Source organism: Halorhodospira abdelmalekii (genome assembly GCF_016583625.1).
Classification (GTDB): Bacteria; Pseudomonadota; Gammaproteobacteria; order Nitrococcales; family Halorhodospiraceae; genus Halorhodospira; species Halorhodospira abdelmalekii.
In genome coordinates, this window is sequence record NZ_NRRN01000019.1 from 11,093 (window position 1) to 33,737 (window position 22,645).

Sequence of the window (22,645 nt, forward strand, 5' to 3'; positions counted from 1 at the left end):
TGTTGCGGAGGAGAGGTTTCGCTGACGCGAAAACCCCCAGAAAATATAGACATTCTGCGGAGTGTCATGCCACCATAACCGAGCGAGGGGCAAGTCCACGCCCCACCCCGGTGCGTGGACTTAGAAGGGTCGGTGCTGGGAACACCGACCCTTCTCCCGATCTCGTTTAGGTTCCTTGTCGTCAGCGAACCTCCCCGGTCACCTGTGGCGCATCCCCAATACGCCACGGCAGCTCTGCGCCATCATCCTATATCTTCTTTTTTGCCATGCCTAGCATCGCGGTTCGCTTGAGTCGAGGTCGTTGAGCCGTGACATGATGGCTGCCGACAAGACCCCGAGTGGCGGGGGCGCGATGACAGGGGTGTCCACGAATCCTTCGCCAATAATCGACGGATTTTGGCAGCCAGTCCCCCAGGGGGCGGCGTGGCGGCACTGGTTACGCGACAGGACGCACGCACCGGTTCGGCGAGGGAGGATGCTCGGTCACGGTGTGAGCCGGGATCACGACGCCTTTGAGCTCGCTCTGACGTCGCTCGCCCTGCGCGATATAGCGGTGGATGTTGGTGCCGCGCGCAGTTTTCACATGGAGGCGCTTTTTCAGGAAGCGTTTTTGGACGTGCTGCCACTCGATACTGTGCTCTCGGCCGAAGTCTTGGAAGATGCCGGGGCTGACGAGCAGCACAGCCAGTTCGCCTTCCTCCGTCTCGATGATATGCACGCGTGCGTCCGTGGTATTCATGCTGATCTGGTCTTGCTCGATCGATGTGGTGAGCCACGCCCAGAAGGCCTCGCCGGCATCCCCCGAGAGCGGTGGCATCGCTGCAACAGGGTGCTCGGCGTGGGGTTTGGCATCAGCCTGCTCTTCTTCCGCCTGCTTGGGTGCGCTCTCAGGGGCTGCTTCCTCGACCGGGTCTGCGTCGGAGCGTGTTTCAGGAGGTGGGTCGGCTTCGACGGTCGCGGTGGCCTCGGAGGTCAGCGGTTCAATCTGCCCGTCGAAGTCAGCCGGTCGTTGTTCGGCATCGGGCCAGATGCGAGAGGCTTGCATGCGCAGCAGGGTGAGTTCGTGTTGCCAGCCGTCTCCTGTTACGTGGGCTCTCCAGATCGCTCGGTCGCCGTTCGGAACGATGAGCCCGTACTCTTGGAACACATCGAACAGTCTCTCGTTGCGAGAGGGGATGCTGTGGAACCCCTCCTCGTGCAGCTGTTCACGCAGAGCGTCGGAGATGCGTTTGGAGACCAGCCATAGGTCTTCCCCCTGAAGCCACCCGGCCGCGCCGTTTCGATTCAGCGGCAGCGACCCTTCCCGCACAAGGTAACGCAGCGTCGTAAGCAGCCGCTCGCCGAGCGGCTGTTTGACGGCCCCGACCGGGGCGGGGCGATCGCCGCCGAGGTTCTGCGCCACAGATTCACGATCGGCCTGGTGCAGGAGTTGCCCTATGATGCCGGCATCCTCGAGCCGGCCGTGGAGTGCCGCCGACCAGAGCGTGAGGAGTTCACGATGGCGGGCGATCCAGGATAATCCAGCTGGCGGTATCACCCGGTGCGCAAGCAGCGCCGAGACCGGCTCATGCAGCCGGTGAGCGCGCTCGGGGATATAACGGACGGCGTACCAGGTGGCGCCTCTCTCGAGCATCGAGCCCTGCCACGGATCCCAGTGCCCGAGTCGTTGTCCGTTGGCGTCGTAGAGGGTGATGTGTTGATCCACTACGATCTTGCCCAGGTCATGGGTCAGGGCCAAGACCAAGACCGCATAGCTCCATACGTCGGCTTCGTGGACGATCTGTTCTGGTTCGGCGTGTGGCGGAAGGATGTGCCCCTGCCGGCGCTGGAGGCTATACAAAGCGGTCTCAAGCCCGTGGTCGAGCAATCCCCCCAGGCCTGCGTGATGGTGGGCCTCTGACGCTGGGAGTCCCTGCACCAGGGCCGCGAAGTGTTGAACGGCCCGGTCGACGAGCTTGCGTCGGTGTGCCTCCGGGAAAGCGAGCAGTTGGGCGATCTTGCGCAGCCGTTGACGGCGTACTGGCGTATTCAGCAGCTTTTCACTGGAGCACACAGCAATCAGGCCTGCCCGCGGAGGCTTCTCGCGCGAGAGACTCTGCCGCCGCGACCCGAAGGTGATCAGTCCGTTCAACATCGATAGAACCTATCGTGACGCCCTTTGCCATGGTGCCGATTTGGGTGGTGTACCGGATTCAAAAACAGATCGCGCACGATCTGGATTTTGCACCCGGGCCTGCATCCTCAGCCGTCATAGTCCGGGATGCGCAAGCATCTTGTGTCAGGGCAGGAGGTAGCCATCCATGATTCTCGATCACCAACAGCGGCCGTGGAGCCAGGAGGAGGCTCTTCACATCCGGGAACTGCTCTATTGCCACGGAGGCGTGAGTTTTGACGTCGTAGAACACGAAGGCGGGTATGCGCTGCGTCCACACCAATCGGCGGCGGTACCCTTCGAGACGGTCCGCTTGCGACCGGCCGTGCGAGCGCATCCGGGAGCCATCATGCAAGCCCTACTCGGTGCGGGTGCAATCGGCATCGCGCCTCGCGCGCCGGCGCTGAGCGAGGATCTACCACAGGCGCTGACCCAGGTCGCAAACATGGATGCAGCACCTCTCGGTCTACCCTTGGCTACGGTGCTGGTTGCGGCCGTAGGCGCACTCTTACTGCTGCGTGGCGCAGTGCAGCTGCTGGTCGGTCTCTTCTACTACCGCTACGAACTGGGGCCAGACCGGCTCGAAGTCCGAGAAGGCATTGTCCATCGACATCGCCGGTCGATCGATTACCGCCATGCTAGGATTCCCACGCTTGAGCAGGGCACCGTGGACCTCATTCTTGGGATCGGTTCGGTATGCGTCTCATCGGCCGGCAGCGGGGAATCGGGAGAAGTGACCCTATATGGGATCAAGCGGCCGCAGGCTGTACTCGAGGAGATCCAAAGCCGCATCGACAAGTGCCAATAGAGAAGCGTAGGGGGTGCTATGCATGCTGTAACCACCGAGCGTGACGATGCCGCCATGAGCCAACAGGAGCCTGCAAACGCCGGAGGTGCGGCCCAGATTCCCGGCGGGTTGCGCGGCCAAGCGCACATGATCATCCAAACGCGACAAGCGCAGCGGTTGTTCCACGGGCGCAGTCGCCGCACAGAACCCCACAAGGCCGAGATCATCGGCTTAAAGCGTTTTGCGACCCTCATGCGGAACGTTTGGCAAGCGGCGAGCCGCGATGACCCGTGGGCCGATTGGCTGCTCCTGCGTGTCTATCAGGCTGTGGAGGAGAACCGCGAAGGACTCGATGCGCTGCGCGAGCAGATCGATCGTGCGCTCGAATCGATGCCGGCAGTCGAGATCGAACTCGCCGAAAGCGTGCGTCCGATTCAGGTGCCTCTCTCTTTCTCTTCCCCCTTCGGGTATATGGGTGCCTATTTGATCGCTGATTTTGATCAGTACGCGCGGGCGATCCTCACCGCGCGCCATGTCGGCTTATTGCCTCGCGATGAGAGCGAGCGCCGCCTCTATGAAGGCGGCCGCCTGGTGCGTGGTGTGTTCCATATCCCGCAGGGGTGGCACTACCGAGCCGTGAAGCGAGCAGACCTGGAGCAGCCGACCCCCGCTGCTGAACGCATGCTCAAGGAGTGGGGGGAGCCTCCGGCCGAGGTGGTTCGTGGCACGCTGCGTGCCCCCGTAGCGCCACCGATTCCTGTGCGTGCCGAGACCGGTAGCGACGACAACGACGCGTCTGCGGCAAACGACGATGAGTCTTAGCGAGACAGAAGAGGAGGGGGTGCAGCTAGCACCCCTTCAGAAGCAAAGCCACCGCTGTTCCGATCGACAAGCGGGGAGGGGGTGCAGCTAGCACCCCCTTTTGTGTTCTCGCTTTAGGAATCAGTCACGCACTCCCCCTTTAAGGGTAAGGGCGCAGGCGATGAGTGATGATGCAACTGACTGCGACGTGTGGCAGGCCTATCGCCGGGTCGCCGAACTCGACGCCGAACTCAGTCGGATTCGCGCGCGCATGGAGGCGCTGGTTCGCCGCTTCCGGCATGAGTATCCGAGCACACCTCGCCCGATCTATCCCGGTGTGCATGTCGGCGGCCGCGAGCGCGGTCCCGTCATCCGTTGGCGCCTCGGTGGGCGTCCTGGTCACGGACAATCTTGGCTCGCATTTACATCGCCCAAGCTCCAGCACCATCTAGAGACGCACCGCGTCCCACACGCCACACGCCGGGCTTGGCTTGAGCTCGACCGCCAGGCTCAACGGCTCAATATCGAAGCCAGTATGGCCGCTGCCGAGCGACGGGTCCTGGATGGCTATGCGATGCACATGGATAGGCTCGCGAGATGGGCCGAAACCTACCAATCCTCGTAGGCATTTTTTGGTCCCGGGGCCGATCGCCCTCTGCCAAACTGCAGCTGCGTACGATCCAATCAGGGGAGGGCTTTTGATGGCCAATTTCTTCCGTGGTCGCGGCAATCTTGGAGCGGCACCCACCCTGCGCCATACCCAGGACACACCGGTTGCCAATCTGCGCATCTACTTCGATCGACCTGTTCCCGACGGCGAAGGGGGGTTTAACGAGCGCGGTGGCTTCTGGGCCAATGTGAGTCTCTGGGGCGCTCGTGCCGAAACCGCAGCCCGACTTCTGCCCAAGGGGGCGCGGGTTGCGGTCGAGGGGGAGCTGTTCGAGTCGCAATGGGAGGATAAGGAGACCGGCGAGGCGCGTCGACAGATTGAGGTCCGGGCCCGGTACGTTGACCTGGATCTGGCGCGCATCGAGTCGCTCACCATGCGCCGCCGGCAAAACACTCAGGAGGCTAACGAGTCGGACAGCGACGGCTCGGCGGCAGAGGCCGCAGCCAGTGTGGAAACGTCATAGGACGGCATCTGATCCCGACCCACCAATACGGGAGGGCGAGCGATGAAGATCGAGCACACCACAACAGCCGGTGCACTCCTCGCGGCCGCCTTGGTGACCGGCTGCGCGATGATTCAGGAGGATGAGCGCGATGATGTCGAGTACAGCCTGGATACGAGCGGTTTGTTCGAGGTGGCGCAGAGCAGTGACGAAGAGCAGGGTGAGGCAGCCAGCGAGGGGAGTCCGGATCAGGCCGACTCTTCCGATCCGCCCCCTCTGCCCGATGCGCTTGCTGATGCGCCACGAACCGATGAGGGCTACGTCATGGCCTACGACGAGCTCGCCGAGCTCGACGTAGATACCGCCTACAATCGTGTGCGTCAGGCCTTCGATTACGAGACGCCCGCTCAGCGCCCGAACCACGAACTCGCCGAAGATATCGGCCTCTACCACCACGTCAGTGAGCCTGGGTCCTACTACTCGATGCGCGATGGCGTCGAGATCGGCCATGACCGCGTAATCCTGCAGGTCGATCTGGAGCGCGAGCGCGATCAGACTCGTGTGCAGGCGGTGTATCACGCGTTCTTTGCAGGTTGGGGGCGCCCGGAGGATCACGAACCGTGGCCTTCAGATCCTGAGGGCTTTGAGCGCAACCTCATCGATCAGCTCGAGGCTGCCTTAGTGGAGTAGGCCATGCAGCTCTATCTGTGTGAGAAGCCTTCTCAGGCTCGAGATATCGCCCGCGAACTGGGCGCTACGCGCCGCGACTCCGGATGCCAGCGCGGCGCCGGCGTCACGGTAACGTGGGGCTTCGGCCATCTACTGGCGATGGCGCCGCCGGAGGCCTACGGTGAGCAGCTGGCCCAGTGGCGGCTCGATACGCTGCCGATCATCCCGCAGCGCTGGCAGCTGCAAGTTCGGTCCAAGGCTGAGAGCCAGTTTCGCATCGTCAAGCGCCTACTGAGCCAAGCCGACGAGGTCGTTCTGGCAACGGACGCCGATCGCGAGGGCGAGACCATCGCGCGCGAGATCCTGGATCAGGTCGGCTATCGTGGCCCAGTGCGCCGGCTGTGGCTATCCGCCCTTGATCCAGTGAGCATTCGCCAGGCTCTGGCGCAGCTGCTCGACGGCGCGCGCACCGAGCCGCTCTACTGGGCGGGTTTGGCCCGATCTCGAGCCGACTGGCTCATCGGCATGAACCTCACCCGAGCCTTGACTCTGACTGCACAACAGGGTGGCCACCCGGGGGTGCTCTCCGTCGGCCGGGTCCAGACCCCGACGCTGCGGCTTGTCGTTGAGCGTGATCGTGCGATCGAACGCTTCCAGCCGCATCCCTACTATGAGGTCCATGTGCAGTGCCACCACGCTCAGGGGAGCTGGACGGCGAAGTGGCAACCGACCGGGCAACGGGACAGCGAGGGCCGCTGCATCGATAAGGCGAGCGCACAGGCTGTCGCCGCGCGTGCCGAAGGCGCCCAGGCCCAGGTGATGCGGGCGCAGACCGAACGCCATCAGGCCGCTCCGCCGTTGCCGCTGGATCTATCGAGCCTGCAGCAGGCAGGGGATCAGCGCTGGGGCGATTCCGCTCAAGAGGTCCTGGATGCGGCGCAGGCCCTCTACGAGCGCCACAAGGCGATCACCTATCCACGCACTGACTGCCGCTATCTGCCGGTCAGTCAGCACGCTGAGGCAGCGCAGGTACTGCAAGCCCTGAAAGACGCCGATCCATCGATCCAGGAGCAGGTCGAGGGCGCTGATCCGCAACGTCGCTCCCGGGCCTGGAACGATAAGAAGATCACCGCCCACCACGCGATCATTCCGACCGGCGCGACGATCGATCGGTCTGCAATGAGCCAGCGCGAGCGCCGGCTGTATGAACTGATCCGGGCGCACTATCTGGCGCAGTTCTACCCGCCCTGCGAGTACGATGAGGCTGTGATCGAGGTGGCCACCGCCCGTGATGCTTTTATCGCCAAGGGCCGCTCGATCCGTCGCCCCGGTTGGCGAGCTGTGCTCGGTCAGCAGGAGGCGACGGAACAGGAGCAGCCACTGCCTGCGGTCGAGGAGCAAGACCCGGTGCGCCTTGAGACGGCTCAGCTCAAAAAGCAGCAGACGAAGCCGCCGCGTCCTTATACGCCAGGCACCCTGCTTGCCGCGATGAAGCGCATTGCTGACGTCGTCGACGATCCGCAGCTGCGCCAGAAGCTCAAGGAGACGAGTGGCATCGGGACCGAGGCCACCCGAGCCGGTATCATCGAGACCCTGCAGCAGCGCGGCTACCTGATCCGCCGCAAGCGAGCGCTCCACGCCACCGAGGCGGGGCGCGCTCTGATTGATGCCGTGCCTGAGGCGGTCAGTGATCCGGCGACGACGGCCCGATGGGAAGAGGCGCTGGGCGAGATCGCCGAGGGGCGAGGGGATCTGGCGGCCTTCCTTGAGCAGCAGGCCGCTTGGGTCCGTACCCTCGTACGCCAGATCCAGGAGGCCGGCGCTGAGGCCATCGCCATCGATGGCAGTGCGCAGCCCACTTGTCCGTCATGCGGGCGCTCGATGCGCCGCCGCACAGGCAAGCACGGTGCGTTCTGGGGGTGCAGCGGCTACCCGGACTGCACCGTGACGCGGCCTGATGCGAACGGAAAGCCGGCCGAGCCCACGCCGAGCCGTGCCATTGGCCAGTGCGGCTGCGGCGGTACCGTCTACGCGCAAGCCCGCGCTTGGCAGTGCGATACCTGCCAAGCGCGGGTCTGGTATCAAACCGCCGGGAAGAGTCTGTCCGAGCGCCAGGCCCGGGCGCTGCTCGCGGGCCAAACGGTTCATTTGCGGGGGTTGCGCAGCCGCAAGTCCGGCAAGCGCTTCGATGCCCCTGCGCGCGTGGAGAAAGGTCAACTCCGGCTGATCTTCGAGGAAGGGAGGTAGAGCGATGGGGGTCGTGGATTTCGATCAGCAGCGACGCGGCTACTGCGCGCCGACCGCTTGGGTTCGCCACCCTTTGCATGGCGAGTGCGAGGTTCTCGACTACGACCCGGATCACCCCCTGCATCGGATGCTTTTGCGCATCGATGATGGCGCCTGGGTGCGGGCCGATGTGCGGGATCTGATTCAGGTCGAGCCGGCGCTTGAGCAATACTTGACAGGCGCGTAATTCCGCGCTGCGATATTTGTAGAGAGCCTGCCGTGAGCTGATCGCGGCGCATCAAGCCCCGCCGGCCCGGGCAGCGGGGCGTCGGCCACTAGGCCGATCGGGCCATCCGTTCCACGCAACACCCTCGCTGGGGAAGTGCTCCCCGGCAGGGGGCGCCTTCCTCAGCGCGATCGTGATGGGAGGGCGCCATGTCTGAGAAGCTTTACTTCAATCTGCATACCTACGGTATCGCCTACCTCAACCGGGCCCGCGAGGTCCGCCCGCGCAAAGGGGAGCCGTTCTGGGCGGTCGAGGTGAATGCCCTGTTTGGTGATCCCGATGCGGTCGAATACACCCGGATCGACTGCCGGGTTGTCGGCCGCGAAGCGCAGCAAGTCGTCGAGCGTCTCGCGGCGGCCATCAACGAGCGCGACAGCAAGGTGCTCGCTCGCTTCAAAGTCGGGGACATCTATCCCGAAAGCTTCGTTTACCGCTCCGGAGCACGCACCGGCGAGCACGGCGTCACCATCAAGGGACGGCTGCTGCGGCTCGATTGGGTGAAGGTGGACGGCGAAACACGACACCCGGTTGCCGACAGCGAGCCACACACCCTGAGTGGTACCGCCGAGCCACCGGTCGAACCCTCCTTGGAGGAGGCGGACGCTCGGGAATCGATGGATGCGGGCGATGCGGAGTCGGTCTGGGAACCGGTTGAGCCATCGGCCGGCGACCAGGCAAGCGGCCAAGTCATCGAGCTGTCGAAGGATGATCCGCACTTTACGGAGAAAAAAGAGCGGCTCAAGCAGGCTGGCTACCGCTTCGACCCCAAGCACCGGGTCTGGCGCAAACCGGTCGCTGAACCGGAAATCGTCTAAGGCCCCGCCCACCCCGTGCGACGACGGGGTGGGCCTCGCTCTTTAACAAATGGGCGAGTCGGGCAGGGCGCTTCGGCGTCTTGCCCGAGTGGCACGTGAGACGGCCGTTCGGGCAAGACGCTGGCCACGAGCGCACGATCGTGGCGCCCTCTCCAAGTCCCGCCGGTTCGGGCAGCGGGACGCCGGCAACCGAGCCGGTCGGACCACAGACTTCCATCCACCCCGCCGGGGGCAGGCTCTGCCCCGCGGTGGGTGTGGCCTGCCTCCGGCATCCATTCGAGGAGGACAGGCCATGGGCTATACCCATTACTGGCATTACGCGCAGCGTTCTCTGGATCTGGAGCGCTGGCAACAAATCGAGTCGTTCTTCGTTGAGTTGCGCCAGCAGCAGCGCGTATCGATCGAGGATCGAAGCGATCTGCGGCTTCACGGCGGCTCCGGGATGATCGCCATCAATGGCTGCGCTGCACATGCGCATGATCCTTTCAAGCTTGCCTACTTTCACGGCGACCCCAAGCGCGATCAGGTCGTGCAGCGCAAACGTCGGATCGGAATGACGAGCAGTCTTCGTTACTGCAAGACGGCACGCAAACCGTACGATCTTCTGGTCACAGCGCTGCTGACTTACAGTCGCGCCATCGCTCCGGATTGGATCGAGCAGGTCCAATCGGACGGGGGCGCAGAGGAGTGGGAACCGGGGCGGCGATGGGCTGCGAGCGTAGCGGGCATCTCGCTGCCCTTGCCACTGAGCAAGAGAGAGGCGTGATGGCGCAGGGATGCCACTGCATCGTCACGCGGTGATGTGCCGCCCGATGATCCGGGCGCTCCAATCACATCCTTCCATTCACCCCGCCGGGGGCAGGCTCTGCCCCCGCGGTGGGAGCGGCCTGTCTTCCGGCACCGGAACAAGGAGGACAGGTCGGTATGGACGTGATCGGTGTCGATCCCATCAGTGAGCGTGGCGCACATTTTCGCTGCCATCTCTGGGGATGGCCGCCCCTTTGGCAGACCGTCTCCGCTTTGGCACCGAGTGCTGCCAGTCCTCATGCCCACGATGGGGACGGCTTGGATGCCTCGGGGTCGAGAGCGGTGGCCGAACGCATCGACCAGGCTCTCAACAGCGGTGAGGCCGATACCTACGTTCGTGTCGTCCGCGCACAGTGCCGCGCGGCCGGTCTCCCCGAGGTGATCAGCATCGACGATCTCAAAGCGTTCAGGGATTTTCTTCGCGAGTGCGGAGGATTCCAGGTGCACTGAAGCGCAGCGCTCGGGCGCCGCTTAAGCGGCGCCCTTTTCACAACGATTGAGGCGATAGGCCGGCCTCTTCCCGGAGGAGCCTGCGCCCGCGTCGGCCCCTGCGGGAAGACGCCGGCCACGAGCGCACGATCGTGGCACCCACTGCAAGTCCCGCGGGTCCGGGCAGCGGGACGCCGGCGACCGAGCCGGTCGGACCACAGACTTCCATCCACCCCGCCGGGGGCAGGTTCTGCCCCTTCGGTGGGAGCGGCCTGTCTCCGGCATCCAGCCGAGGAGGACAGGCATGACGGAGCAAAAGCGTGATCTCTACCAAGCGGTCACCGATAAGATCATTGCCGCCCTGGATCAAGGTGTTGTGCCTTGGATCCAGCCCTGGGACGATCGGGCCGCCGCGATTGCCAGCGGTTTCCCCGTCAACGCCTTAAACGATCGGCCGTACCACGGCACCAACACGCTGATATTGTGGGCTGAGGCGGCCATCCGCGGGTTTTCGACGAGCCGCTGGCTGACTTACAAGCAGGCGAAGGAGGCTGGCGGTCAAGTCCGCAAGGGTGAAAAGGGCACGCTCGGGACCTTCTTCAAGCCGATCCCCGTCCAGCAGAAAGATCGGGTCGGTCACCCCCTGTACGATGATGAGGGGCATCCTAAGATGAAGACGGTCCCATTTATTCGGGGCTTCACCCTATTCAACCTCGATCAGATCGAAGGCCTGGAGGCGCGTTACTGGTACCCAGAGACCGTGTCCCATCATCTCGAGACCATCGAGAGCGCTGATGCCATCGTGGAGGCCAGCGGAGCCGATGTCCTCTACCAGGGGACGCAGGCGAGCTACTCGCCAGTGCGGGATCGGATCCAGATGCCCCCGCCGGAGGCCTTCGCCCACTCAGAAGGCTTCTATGCCACCTTGCTCCATGAGCTCTCCCATTGGACCGGACACAGCCGCCGACTGGCGCGGCCATCGGTGGTTCAGCCGGGGCGTTTCGGCTCTGAGGCGTACGCCTTCGAAGAGCTCGTTGCCGAGCTCAGTTGCGCCTATCTCTGCGCTGAGATCGGCATGCAAGGCGATCTGCGCCACGAAGGCTACATCGGCTCCTGGCTCAAAGCCCTTCGGGACGATAAGACCTTTATCTTCCGAGCCTCGACTCAGGCCCGGCACGCCGCCGGCTACCTGAGCGCGCCGCTCGAGCGGCTCCATGAGTCGTCGGAGGCAAGCAGCGAGGCCCTGAGTCAAAGCCAAGAGCGGGAAGCGGCCTGACGGCCTTTGGTACTCACCCCAACCGGGGACAGGCACCCGGTTGGGGGCGCCTGTCCCCTTCGTTGTGTGGAGGGGAGAGCGATGAGCTACGACCAGATCCGCGTGATCACGAACCACGTCCCTCGGATGCTCGTGAGCGCCTACGAACTCACAGAGCGTGAGTGGCAGGAGTTTTCCGATTGGGCGAGCGAGGAGACCGATTTTGTTCGCTATCAGGGGGCGCTTTACCCCGTAGTCGAGTTCCAGACCACGCACGTGTTGCCGGAATTCCATCCGGCGAAGTCTTGGGATGGCATCTACCCGCTTTCGCATTTCGATGCCATCCTTATCCGCTTCGCTGATGAGGATTTTGAGACCGTGATCGTCGGGAAGATGATCACCTAGTGCTTGCTACAAGAAGACACGCTGCCGGGCACAACGCCCGGCGGCGTCTTCCCGGAGGGGCTCGCAGTCCCGTGTGGGCTTCTGCGGGAAGACGCCGGCCGCGAGCGCATCAGCGGCATCGACTCAGCCCCGTCGGCCCGGGCAGCGGGGCGCCGGTCACCAGACCGGTCGGGCCAGACCTTCTATCCATCCCGCCGGGGACAGCGGTGCTCCCGGCGGGAGCGGTCTGTCTCCCGGCTCTACGCAGGAGATTGGGCCATGTTTGACGAAGTGCCAGAAGAGCAGGTGCTAGAGCATGCAACAAAACTCCTTGAAGCACGCATGCAAGATTGGATCTGTGAATACGGGCCACGATTCACCGCACCAGCAGATGCCCGCCGATTTCTTCACTTGAAGCTCGCCTCTCGCGAGCATGAGGTGTTCGCGGTGCTCTTCCTCGATACCAGGCACCGCCTCATCGATTTTGCGGAGCTTTTCCGTGGGACGATCGATGGCACCACGGTGCATCCCAGAGAGGTTGTCAAAGAAGCGCTTCGACGCAACGCCTCGGCAGCCATCCTGGCCCACAACCATCCTTCCGGATGCAGTGAGCCTTCAAGCGCTGATACAGTGCTCACTGAAAGACTCAAAGAGGCCCTGGCACTCGTTGATGTCCGGGTGCTGGATCACATTGTGATCGGTCATCAGTTGGATCAAACCGTTAGCCTCGCGGAGCGCGGATTGATGTGACCGACACCACACGCCAAGGCGCCGCGCTGCGGCGTCTTCCCGGAGGGGCTCGCCGTCCCGTGTCGGCTTCTGCGGGAAGACGCCGGCCGCGAGCGCATCGCGGCATCGACTCAGCCCTGTCGGCCCAGGCAGCAGGGCGCCGGCCATCAGGCCGGTTGGGCCCGATCACTCCATTCCACCCCGCCGGGGGGCAGGTTCTGCCCCCCCGACGGGAGCGGCCTGTCTTCCGGCCTCTACCCGAGGAGGACAGGCTCGATGCAATGCTACAGCCAAGTCATTCCGGCGTCCGGTAGTTTTGCCGCGCCGGGTCCGGAGCACTACCAAGCGCATCGTTCCATTCAGGAGGCGTTGGAACATTTCCGATGGGAAACCTCCATCCATGCGCGGCTTGACGACTCTACAGGGGCCGAACTGATGGTCTGGCTCGGTACACCCGATCCAGACGATCCCTATCCGTGCGACCTATCGAGCCACCCACCCGATCGCATCTACGTGATGGGACCGTGGGGTGGTGTGCGCCGGGTTTTGTAGCAGTGCTAGAATGACAGCATGATCGTTGTGGATTTGGACACCGCACGCCTGGAGCGGATCCAGGCCCCGGTGAAGCCCTTTCGGGTCGGGAGGAAGGGCGCTGTCCTGGTGACGGTCGGCCCAGGTCCGTAAAATCGGGGCTCCTCGCTGCGGACCTTGAGTTCCGGACTCCCCATCCGGACACTGCGTCGGCGCTATACGCCGGCACTATTGCGTCGTCGGGCCTGATGGCACCTGCCATCGGGCCCCCTTCTCATCTGGAGGCCGACGCTTCCCCTAGCTGCTCGGTGTTCAGCCTGCAGCTAGGGGAGGCCTACGGGTCTCTCGTGGCACTCCACGTCGCCGGCTGCCCGCTGCCGGTCGATCGAAGCGGGCCCCTTTGTGCGGCTCAGACCGTGCCTGATAGTCATAGGCTCGCGCCCTCCTAAGAGCGGGCCAGCGCGCTACGAGCGCGCCTGGAGGTTGTCCTCCTCATCGGCTGTGACCGTTTATCCAATCCCATCGGCCAGTCTCGATTGCCCTACCCGCCAACCAGGCCCTCCTCGACGAGCCTCCCGGTCGATCGTCTGAAGCGACCGGGAGCATCAAAAATGATTCCCATCGGATGATGATTTTTACCCACACGCCCCGGCTGATCTGGCCCACCATGGCTTCCATCCAGAACAAGCAGCAGCGGAGCCCGTGATGCGCACGATAGCGATCGCATGGCTGATTACGACCAAGCTGTTGGTTGCGCCCGTTGCGATGAGTGGTGCGACCGATGGGGAGCGCGAAGCGCTCGCCCGACTCGCCCACGAGCTCAAGGCACTCGAGCCGCTCATCAAGGAGGCGGAGGCTCAGGCGGATCCGGATGCTCGGGTGGATTTCCGATACGACTGGCTGCGTCGCGATTTGGAGTGCGTCCGTTACGGCATCCGGGAGCACATTGAGGCGCCACGGCAACCGCAACCGCGGCAGGTCGAGCCACTACAGGGAGATTATCGGCGTTGAGTTGGGACGCTGCCTTCGAGGCCTGGTCGGCGGTCGCCCCGAGTACCCTCATCTGGGTGATCAGCGCGGTTGTGATCGCTTTCTACCTCATCTGGGCAGCCTGGGTCTCTCTTTCCCAATTCGACGGGTTTCGCCGATGCGAAACCGAATTCGCCGAGTGGCTCTGGTACACGATTCGAGCAGTCATCGTCGTCACGGTCGTCGCCGCCTACGTGCGACCGGGATGATGGTGTGGGGACGGGTCCATTCGACCCGGTATTGAGGGGCATTAAGGCCCGGCGACGCACTTCCACCAAGGAGGATTGTAGTGATGCGCGAACGCAGCATTTGGCGACGGATGGGGGACGCTGCACTCTCGATCGCCCTCCTCGGCCCGGTCGGGGTCATGGCCCAGGAGGGGAGTCTGCCCTCCCCTGCGGAACCTGAGCATGGGCACGGCCAGGCCGATGAGGACTGGCTCGCAACGATGGAGGGTTACCTCTTCGACGGTGCAGTGGTGTTGGCAACCGTCGTCAGCATTGCCGGCTTTGTCTGGGTGGCCTGGGCGGGGCTGACCAAGTTTAACGAGGCCCGCAATGGCCGGGCTGAGTGGGGTGAGGTTGGTCTGCTTGGCATTGCCGGCGGCGCTTTGCTGCTGGTGATTACCTTTTTGTTGACGACCGCGACCGAGGACGTGATCGATGCCGGCATGACCTAGCGTCTGCGCGAAGGCTTGAGGAGGAGCTATGGTGGAGACTGCTGGCGAGCGCCGGATGATGGCGGAACGACTCAATGAGGAGCCTCCCGTTTTCCGAGGCTGCTCCTCGAGCGAGCTTGTTGCCATCCTGACGGCTGGCACCCTCTTCTGGCTTCCGGTCGGCATCGCCATCGGTTGGATGTTCGGCCGGGCCATGATGGGCATCGGTGGGGCCGCGATCATGGTGCTCGCTACGGTCTTCGTCGCGGCTACGATCTTCCAGAAGGTCAAGAAGGGTCGCCCGACTGGCTACTATCAGCAGCGCTTCCGGCTGGCCCTGCATCGGGCCGGTTTGATGCGCGCACCGGTCATCCTTCGTAGCGGCTCCTGGGACGTGGGGCGCCGATGAGACACCGCAAAGAGATCGATACTTGCTGGGCGCACGTTTGGACGCTCCGGGCTGTTGCTGGCGGGCTAGCCCTAGCATGCCTTGGCCTATGGTGGGGCTGGCACACCGCCCCCGAGGATATTCGGGTCCACCAGACTCCGGAGCTGCGAACCGGCGGCGTCCTGGAGGCCGGCGAAATCCCAGAACCGGTCGTCTACACCTTCACCTTCTACATCTGGCAACAACTCTGGCGCTGGGAGGATGACGGCGCCGAGGACTACCCGGAGAACCTCTGGCGGCTGCAAAGTTTTATGACGCCTCAGTTTCTGCGGATCCAGGAAGCGGATTTGGAGCGCCGCGCCCAGGACGGTGAGCTTGATCGTCGATCTCGCTACGTCCGCGAGATTCCGGGGGCCCGCTACGAACCTGCCCGCGTCGAACGCCTCGGCGATGACACCTGGCAAGTATTCCTCGACGTCGAAATCCAGGAGTACATCGATGGCGAACTCGTGAAAGACATCGAGGTGCGGTATCCGCTGCGAGTTGTCCGCTTTGAGATCGATCCTGAAGTCAATCCTTGGGGGCTGGCTCTGGACGGCTACACCGAAGCGCCTGAGCGTCTGGAGACTTACATAGAGGAGGGATCTGAATGATGCGGAGGTGCCTTCCTCCCCTGCTTCTGATCACTCTGGCACCGCTGGTTGCCTGGGCCGATCAGCGCATTGAGGTCTTTGTCGCCGATGAAAAGACCGAGACCAAGGCGCGACAGGCCGCCTCCTCGCAGGCTGCGATCTACCGTGTGGATCAGGTGCAACAGCGCTTGCGCGCGCTTGAGTCGCAGTTGCCGGATGATCCAGATGAGGCGCTCGATCAGGCACGGCGCTCACTCAATGAGGCCGAGAAGCAGCGGTTAGAGGAAGCCCTGCGCGCCGTCGCGCTCGCAGTCGGGCTGGGCATCGACCAAGTTCCGGCCGTGGTCATCGACCGTGCGGCCGTCGTCTACGGCACCACGGATCCGGGCGAGGCCCGTCAGTACCTACGGGAGGCTAAAGATGTTCCTTAGGCCGACCGCCCGATCTGCCTGCTTCGCCGCTGCGTTCATGCTGGGCCTGGCCCCGGCCGCGAGGGCGGAAGTTAACAGCATCGACATCACCCAGGACACGATGAGCGCACTCGCCTCCTGTCTCGATTATCGCATCGAGGGGATCTGCTTTTGGCTGCGGTGCAGCTGGTTTGAATGCTCCATCGAGACCTCGATTCGCGTCGGCCACTACATACCCGACCTCGTCATCTCGGCCTATCACGAGGCGGCAGAAAATCCGTGGTACGAGATCAGAAAGTCTCTCGGTCACGCTCAGGAGCTGGCCCTGGAACAGGGATTCTCAGCGCTCGTCGACTACGAACCCGGTGAGGGCGCCCAGCACGACTCCAGACCGGCGCGGAACCACGCCACAGTGACCTACAAAGAGGCCGACGCGATCGGGCACCCAGCAGTCGATCTCATCGAGGAGCTGCCGCTGCCAGAGGGCCCCTGCCCCTCGGCGGCCGACATGCTGATGCCCTACTACCAATCGGCGATTGACGCCATCGAATGGCGCCTGGGCGCAGTCGAGTCGATCACCCACGCGCACAAGGCCTTACCCGGCGCCGAGGAGCTTAGCGAAGATGGCGGCTGGGCACTCCAGACTTGGGGGGGTGTGTACCCGCGTATGGGACACACGCCGCAACCGGAGGACGCCAAGGCCGCCGGTATGGCAGCTTTCCGAGCCGGACATATCACGACCCGCTCCAGCGAGCCCGGACGCATCTACACCCATCTCTCCAGCGGGGGGGCCGTCCCTATGGAGGAATATAGGGTCTGGCTTCCGGACCCACTCGAGCCGGGCAACGCCGAGAGCGGAACCTTTCAGATGCACCACCCTCGCTCGGAGAGCTCGTGTCAGATTCTCGGTGTCGATGATCGCTTCGATGGCCTCGAGGGGTGGGCCGGAGGTGCCTCGTCATCCCGAACGGATCTGGACGGCGATTACGTCTGGACGATGTGGCGGCGGTATTCCTGCTGTGAGCGCGAGGGGGCCTTTATTACCTCCGTGACCTGGCAATAGGAGGCAGTCAGCCATGCGTCGAGCGGCAATTTATTCAGTCATCGCCCTTGCAGCTTCAGCCACTGCATCCGCGAACGAGCCTCTTACACCTGCGGAAGACGACGGCGTGTGGTACTACGAGATCGGTGGGGCTCAACCCTGGAGTCCGCCCCTGCACCCCAACGTAACCACGATGGAGCTGGGGTTCGGCGCAGAATTGAGCGCCGGCTACTCCTGCGGGGAGTTTGACCCGGTCCATACCGTGCAAAACCAGCTCCAGGAGGTGGCAGACGGCGCCGATGCCATGGTCGATGAAATGGTGGAAGCGGCGAACGCTGCCGTCGCTTCCCTGCCGGCACTGATTCTGCAACGAGCCAACCCAGGCCTCTACGATCTCATGCAGAACACGTTGCTGCGCGCCGAGGAGACCCTCGAACTCGCCACCAAGAGCTGCGAGCGGATCGAACAGGAACTGGCCGAGGGGGAAACCAACCCCTACGCCGACTTGGTGACCCTGTCCAAGGGCGATGAGTGGCAGATGCAGATGGGTGTCGAGGACGACATCGTGAGGGCCGAGGAGCACGTCGAAGACAGCGCCACCGACAGCGGCCTGATCTGGTACGACGGTACCCCCGGCAGCGGTGGCGAACGCCGTGGTGGCGAGGGCCAGCCGCCGATCGAGCCGGTCGGCGATACGCTGGATGCTGGCTACCAGACCATCATGCAAGGGGCTCCAAACGGTGATACACGCATGGAGACCATCTGGGACCCGGAGCCAGGCAATACGGCCATGGATGAGATCCAGGGGTGGGTCGTAGGCGACCCGGACACAGGCGAGCCCGGCGTCTTAGGCGATAGCAGGATATGGGTCGCGGACGCGGAACAGAATGAATCGCTGCCCGGGCAAGGCATCGTGCCCAAGCTCGAGGCGGAGTACGAAGAGGTTCAAGACGATATGGCCGACCTCCTCCAGGCCATTGAGGATGGCAGCCTAACCGAAGATCACCTAGACGACCTGCAAGCTCCCGGGATCGGCTTTACGCCGCAGCTTGCGCGAGCACTCGATGAAATGTCCGCACAGGAGCGCCAGTTGATCGCTGGGCGACTCGCCCAGGAGATCAGTATGGCGCGGACCATGGAGCGCGCTTTATCGGTACGCCGTATGCTGCTCACCGGCCGTGGTGAGCCCGCGATCGCGCGCGCCGGCCCGGCGCAGGATGAGGTCGACGAGGCGATCCACGAGCTCGAAAGTGAGATCGAAAACTTGATGCTGGAGAGCGAGGCCCGCCGGGCGGTCGTCTCACACACCTCTAAACACCTGCTCCAGGAGGGCGAGCGTCGGCGTGAAGCCTCTCGGGGTGCGATCTCACCGGCGCCGGAGCCGGAGTACCGCATCCGGGGCGGCATCCCCGAGGAGCTCGACGACTAGGAGACGGGCATGCTGCGCGCCTGGCTGGGTCTTACACTCCTATTCGCGGTGGCGATTATCGCTACCCTGCTTTGGTATGCGGTGGAGCCCGCAGCCGTGATCGAGCAGCGGCTCGCCCAACTCGAGGGCGTGCTCACCCTCTGGCGGCTCGGTCTGATTGGGGCGGTCATCGCCGTTTGGCCTTACGCAGTCGAGTTCCTCGGGCATCGACTGACTCCACACCAGCGCCTGCGCCTTCACGACGCGCGCTGGCGAGTCGCCCTATGGCTGCTGCTCTTGGAGGCCCTGCTCGGCCAAGATCTGGTGCCTCGGCTGGTGAGGCTGCTATGAACGTCCAGCATCCGCTCGAGGCCTTTACACTTGTATTCGCGTGGATGCAGTACGAGACGATCTGGGACGTCCTGACCGGGACCGGGCTGGCCTATATCCCGTTTCTCGTCTTCCTCGTTCAGGCGTTCTCGGATGCCTATACCGGGATGGAAGCGAAGGCCGGGTCAAAGCGCAGCGTCCATGCCATGGAGTTGCGTATTGTGATGGCGTTTACCGTCGTGGTGCTGGCAGCGCAACCGATGATTGAACTCCAGACCTCCGTGCTCGAGTACGAAGACCCCTGTGGTCTGATCAGCAAGGATCCGGAAGATACGTCCTACCACGACGTCTTTGACCAGCATCTCACCCCAGCTCGTGTACCTGCGTGGTGGTACGGCACATTGGCGATCGGCAGTGGGATCACCGGAGCGGCGATCCATCAGATGGGCTGCCCCGAGGATTACGTCCAGACCCGGCTCGACTTCGATCGCCAGCGGATCAACGACGAACAAGTGGCCGCCGAGCTCGAGCAGTTCGTCGAGGACTGCTTCATCCCGGCGCGCTCCCGCTATCAGCGTGAGCGCCCCGATGTGGAGCCGATTCTCGATCAGTACGGCGAGGATGATCCGCACTACATTGGATCCTATGTCTACCTGAGCACCTACTACCAGCACTATCAGGCGTCGCGGCCGGTTGAGGGCTGGGACTACGAGGGGCAGCGCAGCGGCGCCTACTACGACGACAACCACCCTCCCCCACACGGTCGGCCGTACTGTCACGAGTGGTGGACCGGCAACGCTGACATCGGTATGGACGGACCCTCACTGCGGGAGCGGATCCTCGAGCAGATGGAGCCCGGCCTCTGGGACCGGCTCGATGAGGTGCGGATGGCATTTGGCGCCGACGATCAAGAGGTCCAAGATGCGATGATCCAACGGATTGTGCAGAACGAGGCAAGCGGTGCCCCGATTGCCTCCGCGGACCTGGTCGCGACCAACGAGTTCGCCGGGCAGGCGGTGCATGAGCGGATCATCGCGAATGCCGCGGTGGGACTGGGCACCGCTTGGTACGATAAGGTCGAGCACGGGCCGATGATGTACACGATCCGCTCTGTGTCGCCTATGATCCAGGCCTTTCTCCTCATGGGCATCATCATGCTGCTGCCCTTCCTGCTGGTCGTCTCTCTCTACAGTTGGCAGACCGTGTTTGTGGCAACCTTCGGAATCCTGCTGGTCAAGGTGTGGGACTACCTATGGTCGGTTTCGATCTGGCTCGAGGAGCACATGGTGCGAGCCATGCATCCGGATATGCTCTCGTATCTTGCGGCCAGCAACGTCGGCAACCTCAGCAGCCCCGATGGCGGAACCCAGGGGACGATGCTCATGATCATCACTGGGCTCCTGCACATCGGGCTGCCATTGGTCTTCACGACCTTGATGGGTTGGGGAGGCTACAAGGCTCTTTCTTACCTCAACTCATCAAGTTCAGGGACCACCCAATCGCTCCAAAGCGCCGGGCAAAGTAGTGGTCAAAAGACCATTAACGAGGGAAGACGGGCAGGCCGTATCTGAATCGACTACCAGTGTCGCTTACACTCGGGGGGTTCAGGTGGAATCCCCAGGTTGATCCAATCAGCATCCTCATGGACATCGGGCACGCCAGATTTTTGGCCTTCTGATGCATCGGGAATTTCTTCAGCAAAAGAACGACGTCCACGGGGGGACTCAATGATGTGAATAACAAGCATCGGGATCAACTTCAGCGTGGATGCCAGCACAGCCGAAACCAGGTGCGGGAGGCCACGCACCCAACACCGGAAACCGCGGCGGAGTCCGTGGTGGTAGATGCCCACCCCCAGCTGGACTAGGAGCCAGAGTATGAAGATCAACGCGGCGGAAAATATAATGAGTTCCATTGCCGACCTCCTCGACGAGATGAGACTGCATCATCCGCGCGTCAATGCCTGCTTGAGCGCCTTCTGTCAAGGCTTCTGGAGGTGCAGCCGCGCCCGACTTTAGGGGCCCGCGACGGCGCCGTGAGTGCCCCGTGCGGCATTGACGCCCTCTCAGTCGCTCATTGGTAAGCGTCAGTATTAAAGGGCGTGAAGTGGTCCAATTGGACCACTTCACTGCTACGCAGCTCAAGGCGGTGATCAAAGCACTATCCGAGCGTGACCCCGAGGCAGAGGTCTGCACCGACTCCAAGGGCCACCCGGAGCCGGACACTGGCTTGCGGGACAATGAGAACGTGCCCCTGGGAGAGTCGGTCTTCGACTACTTCGAGCGCGAGGTGCTGCCGCACGTCCCGGATGCCTGGATCGACGAGAGCAAGCGCGAGGCACAGGATGGCGACATCGGCGTCGTCGGCTTCGAGATTCCCTTCAACCGACACTTCTACAAGTTCACCCCGCCGCGCCCACTGGAGGAGATCGACGCCGACCTGAAGGTCTGCACCGACCGGATCAAGCGGATGATTGAGGAGTTTTCGGCGTGAGCCATGGGTTGTCATTTCGTTGCGGGAACATAACCCCAGAGGTATATTCACATGGTAGTCTTGGGACAGGAGCGTGGCGGTGCAGAGCAGAGACCTGATCAAGGCACTGGAAGCTGACGGCTGGTATCTCGACCGTATCAAGGGCAGTCATCGCGTCTTCAAGCATCCAACCAGGCCCGGATCGATTCCAGTGCCACACCCGAAGAAGGATCTGCCCATCGGTACCGTCAACAGCATCATGAAGCAAGCGGGGCTGAAGTAGCCCTGCGTCCAGGTTTCCCCTATGCAGGAGAGAGAGCATGCAGTATCCCATCGCTATCGAATGGGGTGATGAACACACCGCCACCGGCATCGTGTTCCCGGATATTCCGGGCGCGATCACCGCCGGCGATACTGTAGAGCAGGCCTACGAGATGGCCGTCGAGGTCGCGCATATTCAGTTGGAAGAACTCGCCTCGGCGGGGAAGGCGATTCCCATGCCTGGGAACATCGCCAAGCACCGCCAGAACCCCGAGTTCGCCGGCTGGGGGTGGGGGTTGATCGAGATCGACATCACCCCCTATCTGGGCAAGACGGAAAAGGTCAACGTCACACTGCCTGGCCGTGTGGTGAAGCAGATCGATCAATATGTGACCCTGCACGGCATCAAGAGCCGCTCGGCCTTCCTGACCCGAGCCGCCTTGCATGAGCTGGAGCGCAACGCGGAATGAGCTTTCCAAGATATCCCGAGTACAAGGACTCCGGGGTGGAGTGGCTGGGGGAGGTGCCGGCGCATTGGCGGATCCCAAAGCTGAAGCACTTGGCGCGGATTAGAAACGGGTAGGACTATAAGCCCGGATTATTTGCACCTTCGCGATCTGTGTGGGTAGCACCGCCATCGTCTCAGGCTACCGCCGAACTACATCTTGTACCGTAGGGTGAGGTCGGCAGATGGGTGAGCTTGCCGCAGACCAGGTAGCAGATGGTGATCAGGTTCCTGGTGGTGCGGAAAACTCGAGCGCAGCTCTTGGCGACCTGGATCTGACCGTTCATGCCTTCGACGGAGCCGTTGGACAGACGCGAGTCGAAGGCATTGAGGATGCCCTGCCAGTGCGCCTTGAGCGTCAAAGCCAGGCGCTTGAACGGCTCCAGCCGACAGCGCCGGGCCCAGTTGTACCAGGGGTCGTCTCAGAAAACGAAAAAATCGTACGCTAAGACCTGCAGATAAACGTGATGACTGGCTCGCTATGGTGGGATCTATCGTCCAGACAGCCAGCACATAATCAGCCTGCA

General features: G+C 63.1%; 28 protein-coding genes and 2 pseudogenes. 27 read left to right on the top strand and 3 right to left on the bottom strand.

The window, feature by feature from the left end:
* Nucleotides 1–436 precede the first annotated feature (436 nt).
* Nucleotides 437–2,134, bottom strand: coding sequence for a MobH family relaxase (mobH, locus tag CKO15_RS06115; RefSeq protein WP_200193605.1), 1,698 nt, complete (start codon nt 2,132–2,134; stop codon nt 437–439).
* A 166-nt stretch (nt 2,135–2,300) separates the two neighbouring features.
* On the opposite strand from mobH, the gene CKO15_RS06120 reads away from it, so the two are divergent.
* The 24 genes from CKO15_RS06120 (at nt 2,301) to CKO15_RS06235 (ending at nt 20,451) form a co-directional block, all read left to right on the top strand.
* Nucleotides 2,301–2,960: a PH domain-containing protein gene (locus CKO15_RS06120; protein ID WP_200193607.1), complete on the top strand. Its 660-nt coding sequence runs from the start codon at nt 2,301–2,303 to the stop codon at nt 2,958–2,960.
* A gap of 18 nt (nt 2,961–2,978) precedes the next feature.
* Complete coding sequence (locus CKO15_RS06125; protein ID WP_242464608.1) at nt 2,979–3,761, top strand: PFL_4669 family integrating conjugative element protein; 783 nt, start codon at nt 2,979–2,981, stop codon at nt 3,759–3,761.
* A gap of 160 nt (nt 3,762–3,921) precedes the next feature.
* Nucleotides 3,922–4,365, top strand: a complete 444-nt coding sequence (locus tag CKO15_RS06130; RefSeq protein ID WP_200193609.1) for a hypothetical protein — start codon at nt 3,922–3,924, stop codon at nt 4,363–4,365.
* 76 nt (nt 4,366–4,441) lie between these two features.
* A complete protein-coding gene (ssb, locus tag CKO15_RS06135; protein ID WP_200193611.1) occupies nt 4,442–4,873 on the top strand; it encodes a single-stranded DNA-binding protein in 432 nt (143 codons plus the stop codon).
* Nucleotides 4,874–4,915: 42 nt separating this feature from the next.
* The gene (locus CKO15_RS06140) at nt 4,916–5,542 is read left to right on the top strand and encodes a hypothetical protein (protein ID WP_200193614.1); all 627 of its coding nucleotides are present in this window, start codon (nt 4,916–4,918) and stop codon (nt 5,540–5,542) included.
* Nucleotides 5,543–5,545: 3 nt separating this feature from the next.
* A complete protein-coding gene (locus tag CKO15_RS06145) occupies nt 5,546–7,768 on the top strand; it encodes a DNA topoisomerase III (protein WP_200193616.1) in 2,223 nt (740 codons plus the stop codon).
* Between the two features lie 4 nt (nt 7,769–7,772).
* Nucleotides 7,773–7,994, top strand: a complete 222-nt coding sequence (locus CKO15_RS06150; RefSeq protein ID WP_200193618.1) for a hypothetical protein — start codon at nt 7,773–7,775, stop codon at nt 7,992–7,994.
* A 188-nt stretch (nt 7,995–8,182) separates the two neighbouring features.
* Nucleotides 8,183–8,848: a DUF3577 domain-containing protein gene (locus CKO15_RS06155; protein ID WP_200193620.1), complete on the top strand. Its 666-nt coding sequence runs from the start codon at nt 8,183–8,185 to the stop codon at nt 8,846–8,848.
* 292 nt (nt 8,849–9,140) lie between these two features.
* Nucleotides 9,141–9,614, top strand: a complete 474-nt coding sequence (locus tag CKO15_RS06160; protein WP_200193622.1) for a hypothetical protein — start codon at nt 9,141–9,143, stop codon at nt 9,612–9,614.
* Between the two features lie 158 nt (nt 9,615–9,772).
* Complete coding sequence (locus CKO15_RS06165; RefSeq protein WP_200193624.1) at nt 9,773–10,105, top strand: hypothetical protein; 333 nt, start codon at nt 9,773–9,775, stop codon at nt 10,103–10,105.
* Between the two features lie 283 nt (nt 10,106–10,388).
* Entirely contained in the window at nt 10,389–11,360 is a 972-nt protein-coding gene (locus tag CKO15_RS06170; protein ID WP_200193626.1) for an ArdC family protein, read from the top strand.
* An 81-nt stretch (nt 11,361–11,441) separates the two neighbouring features.
* Complete coding sequence (locus CKO15_RS06175; RefSeq protein WP_200193629.1) at nt 11,442–11,744, top strand: hypothetical protein; 303 nt, start codon at nt 11,442–11,444, stop codon at nt 11,742–11,744.
* A gap of 258 nt (nt 11,745–12,002) precedes the next feature.
* Nucleotides 12,003–12,473 carry a RadC family protein gene (gene radC / locus CKO15_RS06180; RefSeq protein WP_200193631.1) on the top strand — a complete coding sequence of 157 codons (471 nt, stop codon included), beginning with the start codon at nt 12,003–12,005 and terminating at the stop codon, nt 12,471–12,473.
* 255 nt (nt 12,474–12,728) lie between these two features.
* Nucleotides 12,729–13,004: a hypothetical protein gene (locus CKO15_RS06185; RefSeq protein ID WP_200193633.1), complete on the top strand. Its 276-nt coding sequence runs from the start codon at nt 12,729–12,731 to the stop codon at nt 13,002–13,004.
* A gap of 684 nt (nt 13,005–13,688) precedes the next feature.
* Nucleotides 13,689–13,994, top strand: a complete 306-nt coding sequence (locus CKO15_RS06190) for an integrative conjugative element protein, RAQPRD family (protein ID WP_200193635.1) — start codon at nt 13,689–13,691, stop codon at nt 13,992–13,994.
* Nucleotides 13,991–14,221 (top strand): DUF3262 family protein, encoded by a 231-nt coding sequence (locus CKO15_RS06195; protein WP_200193637.1) that lies wholly within the window; start codon nt 13,991–13,993, stop codon nt 14,219–14,221. The genes CKO15_RS06190 and CKO15_RS06195 overlap by 4 nt, the downstream gene beginning before the upstream one ends.
* An 83-nt stretch (nt 14,222–14,304) precedes the next feature.
* On the top strand, nt 14,305–14,691 hold the full coding sequence (locus CKO15_RS06200; RefSeq protein ID WP_242464609.1) for a TIGR03745 family integrating conjugative element membrane protein: 387 nt from the start codon (nt 14,305–14,307) through the stop codon (nt 14,689–14,691).
* Between the two features lie 28 nt (nt 14,692–14,719).
* A complete protein-coding gene (locus CKO15_RS06205) occupies nt 14,720–15,079 on the top strand; it encodes a TIGR03750 family conjugal transfer protein (protein WP_242464610.1) in 360 nt (119 codons plus the stop codon).
* Nucleotides 15,076–15,711 carry a PFL_4703 family integrating conjugative element protein gene (locus CKO15_RS06210; protein WP_200193639.1) on the top strand — a complete coding sequence of 212 codons (636 nt, stop codon included), beginning with the start codon at nt 15,076–15,078 and terminating at the stop codon, nt 15,709–15,711. The genes CKO15_RS06205 and CKO15_RS06210 overlap by 4 nt, the downstream gene beginning before the upstream one ends.
* Nucleotides 15,708–16,121 (top strand): TIGR03757 family integrating conjugative element protein, encoded by a 414-nt coding sequence (locus CKO15_RS06215; RefSeq protein WP_200193641.1) that lies wholly within the window; start codon nt 15,708–15,710, stop codon nt 16,119–16,121. The genes CKO15_RS06210 and CKO15_RS06215 overlap by 4 nt, the downstream gene beginning before the upstream one ends.
* Before the next feature lie 37 nt (nt 16,122–16,158).
* Nucleotides 16,159–17,163 (top strand): TIGR03756 family integrating conjugative element protein, encoded by a 1,005-nt coding sequence (locus CKO15_RS06220; protein ID WP_274600128.1) that lies wholly within the window; start codon nt 16,159–16,161, stop codon nt 17,161–17,163.
* Nucleotides 17,164–17,269: 106 nt separating this feature from the next.
* Nucleotides 17,270–18,571 carry an integrating conjugative element protein gene (locus CKO15_RS06225; protein ID WP_207123932.1) on the top strand — a complete coding sequence of 434 codons (1,302 nt, stop codon included), beginning with the start codon at nt 17,270–17,272 and terminating at the stop codon, nt 18,569–18,571.
* Between the two features lie 9 nt (nt 18,572–18,580).
* Nucleotides 18,581–18,901 (top strand): histidine kinase, encoded by a 321-nt coding sequence (locus tag CKO15_RS06230; protein WP_200193647.1) that lies wholly within the window; start codon nt 18,581–18,583, stop codon nt 18,899–18,901.
* Nucleotides 18,898–20,451, top strand: a complete 1,554-nt coding sequence (locus CKO15_RS06235) for a conjugal transfer protein TraG N-terminal domain-containing protein (protein WP_200193649.1) — start codon at nt 18,898–18,900, stop codon at nt 20,449–20,451. The genes CKO15_RS06230 and CKO15_RS06235 overlap by 4 nt, the downstream gene beginning before the upstream one ends.
* A 5-nt stretch (nt 20,452–20,456) precedes the next feature.
* Here CKO15_RS06235 and CKO15_RS06240 read toward each other — a convergent pair whose 3' ends face one another.
* A complete protein-coding gene (locus CKO15_RS06240) occupies nt 20,457–20,795 on the bottom strand; it encodes a hypothetical protein (protein ID WP_200193651.1) in 339 nt (112 codons plus the stop codon).
* Nucleotides 20,796–21,004: 209 nt separating this feature from the next.
* On the opposite strand from CKO15_RS06240, the pseudogene CKO15_RS06245 reads away from it, so the two are divergent.
* The 3 genes and pseudogenes from CKO15_RS06245 to CKO15_RS06255 all read left to right on the top strand — a co-directional run.
* Nucleotides 21,005–21,373 (top strand): annotated as a pseudogene (locus tag CKO15_RS06245) (SAM-dependent DNA methyltransferase); the annotation flags it as partial.
* 73 nt (nt 21,374–21,446) lie between these two features.
* On the top strand, nt 21,447–21,635 hold the full coding sequence (locus tag CKO15_RS06250) for a type II toxin-antitoxin system HicA family toxin (RefSeq protein ID WP_420842121.1): 189 nt from the start codon (nt 21,447–21,449) through the stop codon (nt 21,633–21,635).
* Nucleotides 21,636–21,672: 37 nt separating this feature from the next.
* A complete protein-coding gene (locus tag CKO15_RS06255; protein ID WP_200193653.1) occupies nt 21,673–22,083 on the top strand; it encodes a type II toxin-antitoxin system HicB family antitoxin in 411 nt (136 codons plus the stop codon).
* Between the two features lie 172 nt (nt 22,084–22,255).
* Here the strand turns inward: CKO15_RS06255 and CKO15_RS06260 are convergent.
* Nucleotides 22,256–22,522: pseudogene (locus tag CKO15_RS06260) on the bottom strand (transposase); the annotation flags it as partial.
* Nucleotides 22,523–22,645: the final 123 nt, after the last annotated feature.

Bases quoted from the DNA above. Each gene is read 5' to 3' on its own strand.
- CKO15_RS06240 (WP_200193651.1), bottom strand. From the start codon at position 20,795: ATGGAACTCATTATATTTTCCGCCGCGTTGATCTTCATACTCTGGCTC.
- CKO15_RS06190 (WP_200193635.1), top strand. From the start codon at position 13,689: ATGCGCACGATAGCGATCGCATGGCTGATTACGACCAAGCTGTTGGTT.
- CKO15_RS06165 (WP_200193624.1), top strand. From the start codon at position 9,773: ATGGACGTGATCGGTGTCGATCCCATCAGTGAGCGTGGCGCACATTTT.
- CKO15_RS06210 (WP_200193639.1), top strand. From the start codon at position 15,076: ATGAGACACCGCAAAGAGATCGATACTTGCTGGGCGCACGTTTGGACG.
- CKO15_RS06200 (WP_242464609.1), top strand. From the start codon at position 14,305: ATGCGCGAACGCAGCATTTGGCGACGGATGGGGGACGCTGCACTCTCG.
- CKO15_RS06175 (WP_200193629.1), top strand. From the start codon at position 11,442: ATGAGCTACGACCAGATCCGCGTGATCACGAACCACGTCCCTCGGATG.
- CKO15_RS06160 (WP_200193622.1), top strand. From the start codon at position 9,141: ATGGGCTATACCCATTACTGGCATTACGCGCAGCGTTCTCTGGATCTG.
- ssb (WP_200193611.1), top strand. From the start codon at position 4,442: ATGGCCAATTTCTTCCGTGGTCGCGGCAATCTTGGAGCGGCACCCACC.
- radC (WP_200193631.1), top strand. From the start codon at position 12,003: ATGTTTGACGAAGTGCCAGAAGAGCAGGTGCTAGAGCATGCAACAAAA.
- mobH (WP_200193605.1), bottom strand. From the start codon at position 2,134: ATGTTGAACGGACTGATCACCTTCGGGTCGCGGCGGCAGAGTCTCTCG.
- CKO15_RS06205 (WP_242464610.1), top strand. From the start codon at position 14,720: ATGGTGGAGACTGCTGGCGAGCGCCGGATGATGGCGGAACGACTCAAT.
- CKO15_RS06155 (WP_200193620.1), top strand. From the start codon at position 8,183: ATGTCTGAGAAGCTTTACTTCAATCTGCATACCTACGGTATCGCCTAC.
- CKO15_RS06140 (WP_200193614.1), top strand. From the start codon at position 4,916: ATGAAGATCGAGCACACCACAACAGCCGGTGCACTCCTCGCGGCCGCC.
- CKO15_RS06185 (WP_200193633.1), top strand. From the start codon at position 12,729: ATGCAATGCTACAGCCAAGTCATTCCGGCGTCCGGTAGTTTTGCCGCG.
- CKO15_RS06235 (WP_200193649.1), top strand. From the start codon at position 18,898: ATGAACGTCCAGCATCCGCTCGAGGCCTTTACACTTGTATTCGCGTGG.
- CKO15_RS06145 (WP_200193616.1), top strand. From the start codon at position 5,546: ATGCAGCTCTATCTGTGTGAGAAGCCTTCTCAGGCTCGAGATATCGCC.
- CKO15_RS06125 (WP_242464608.1), top strand. From the start codon at position 2,979: ATGCATGCTGTAACCACCGAGCGTGACGATGCCGCCATGAGCCAACAG.
- CKO15_RS06255 (WP_200193653.1), top strand. From the start codon at position 21,673: ATGCAGTATCCCATCGCTATCGAATGGGGTGATGAACACACCGCCACC.
- CKO15_RS06215 (WP_200193641.1), top strand. From the start codon at position 15,708: ATGATGCGGAGGTGCCTTCCTCCCCTGCTTCTGATCACTCTGGCACCG.
- CKO15_RS06120 (WP_200193607.1), top strand. From the start codon at position 2,301: ATGATTCTCGATCACCAACAGCGGCCGTGGAGCCAGGAGGAGGCTCTT.
- CKO15_RS06150 (WP_200193618.1), top strand. From the start codon at position 7,773: ATGGGGGTCGTGGATTTCGATCAGCAGCGACGCGGCTACTGCGCGCCG.
- CKO15_RS06130 (WP_200193609.1), top strand. From the start codon at position 3,922: ATGAGTGATGATGCAACTGACTGCGACGTGTGGCAGGCCTATCGCCGG.
- CKO15_RS06170 (WP_200193626.1), top strand. From the start codon at position 10,389: ATGACGGAGCAAAAGCGTGATCTCTACCAAGCGGTCACCGATAAGATC.
- CKO15_RS06220 (WP_274600128.1), top strand. From the start codon at position 16,159: ATGCTGGGCCTGGCCCCGGCCGCGAGGGCGGAAGTTAACAGCATCGAC.
- CKO15_RS06230 (WP_200193647.1), top strand. From the start codon at position 18,581: ATGCTGCGCGCCTGGCTGGGTCTTACACTCCTATTCGCGGTGGCGATT.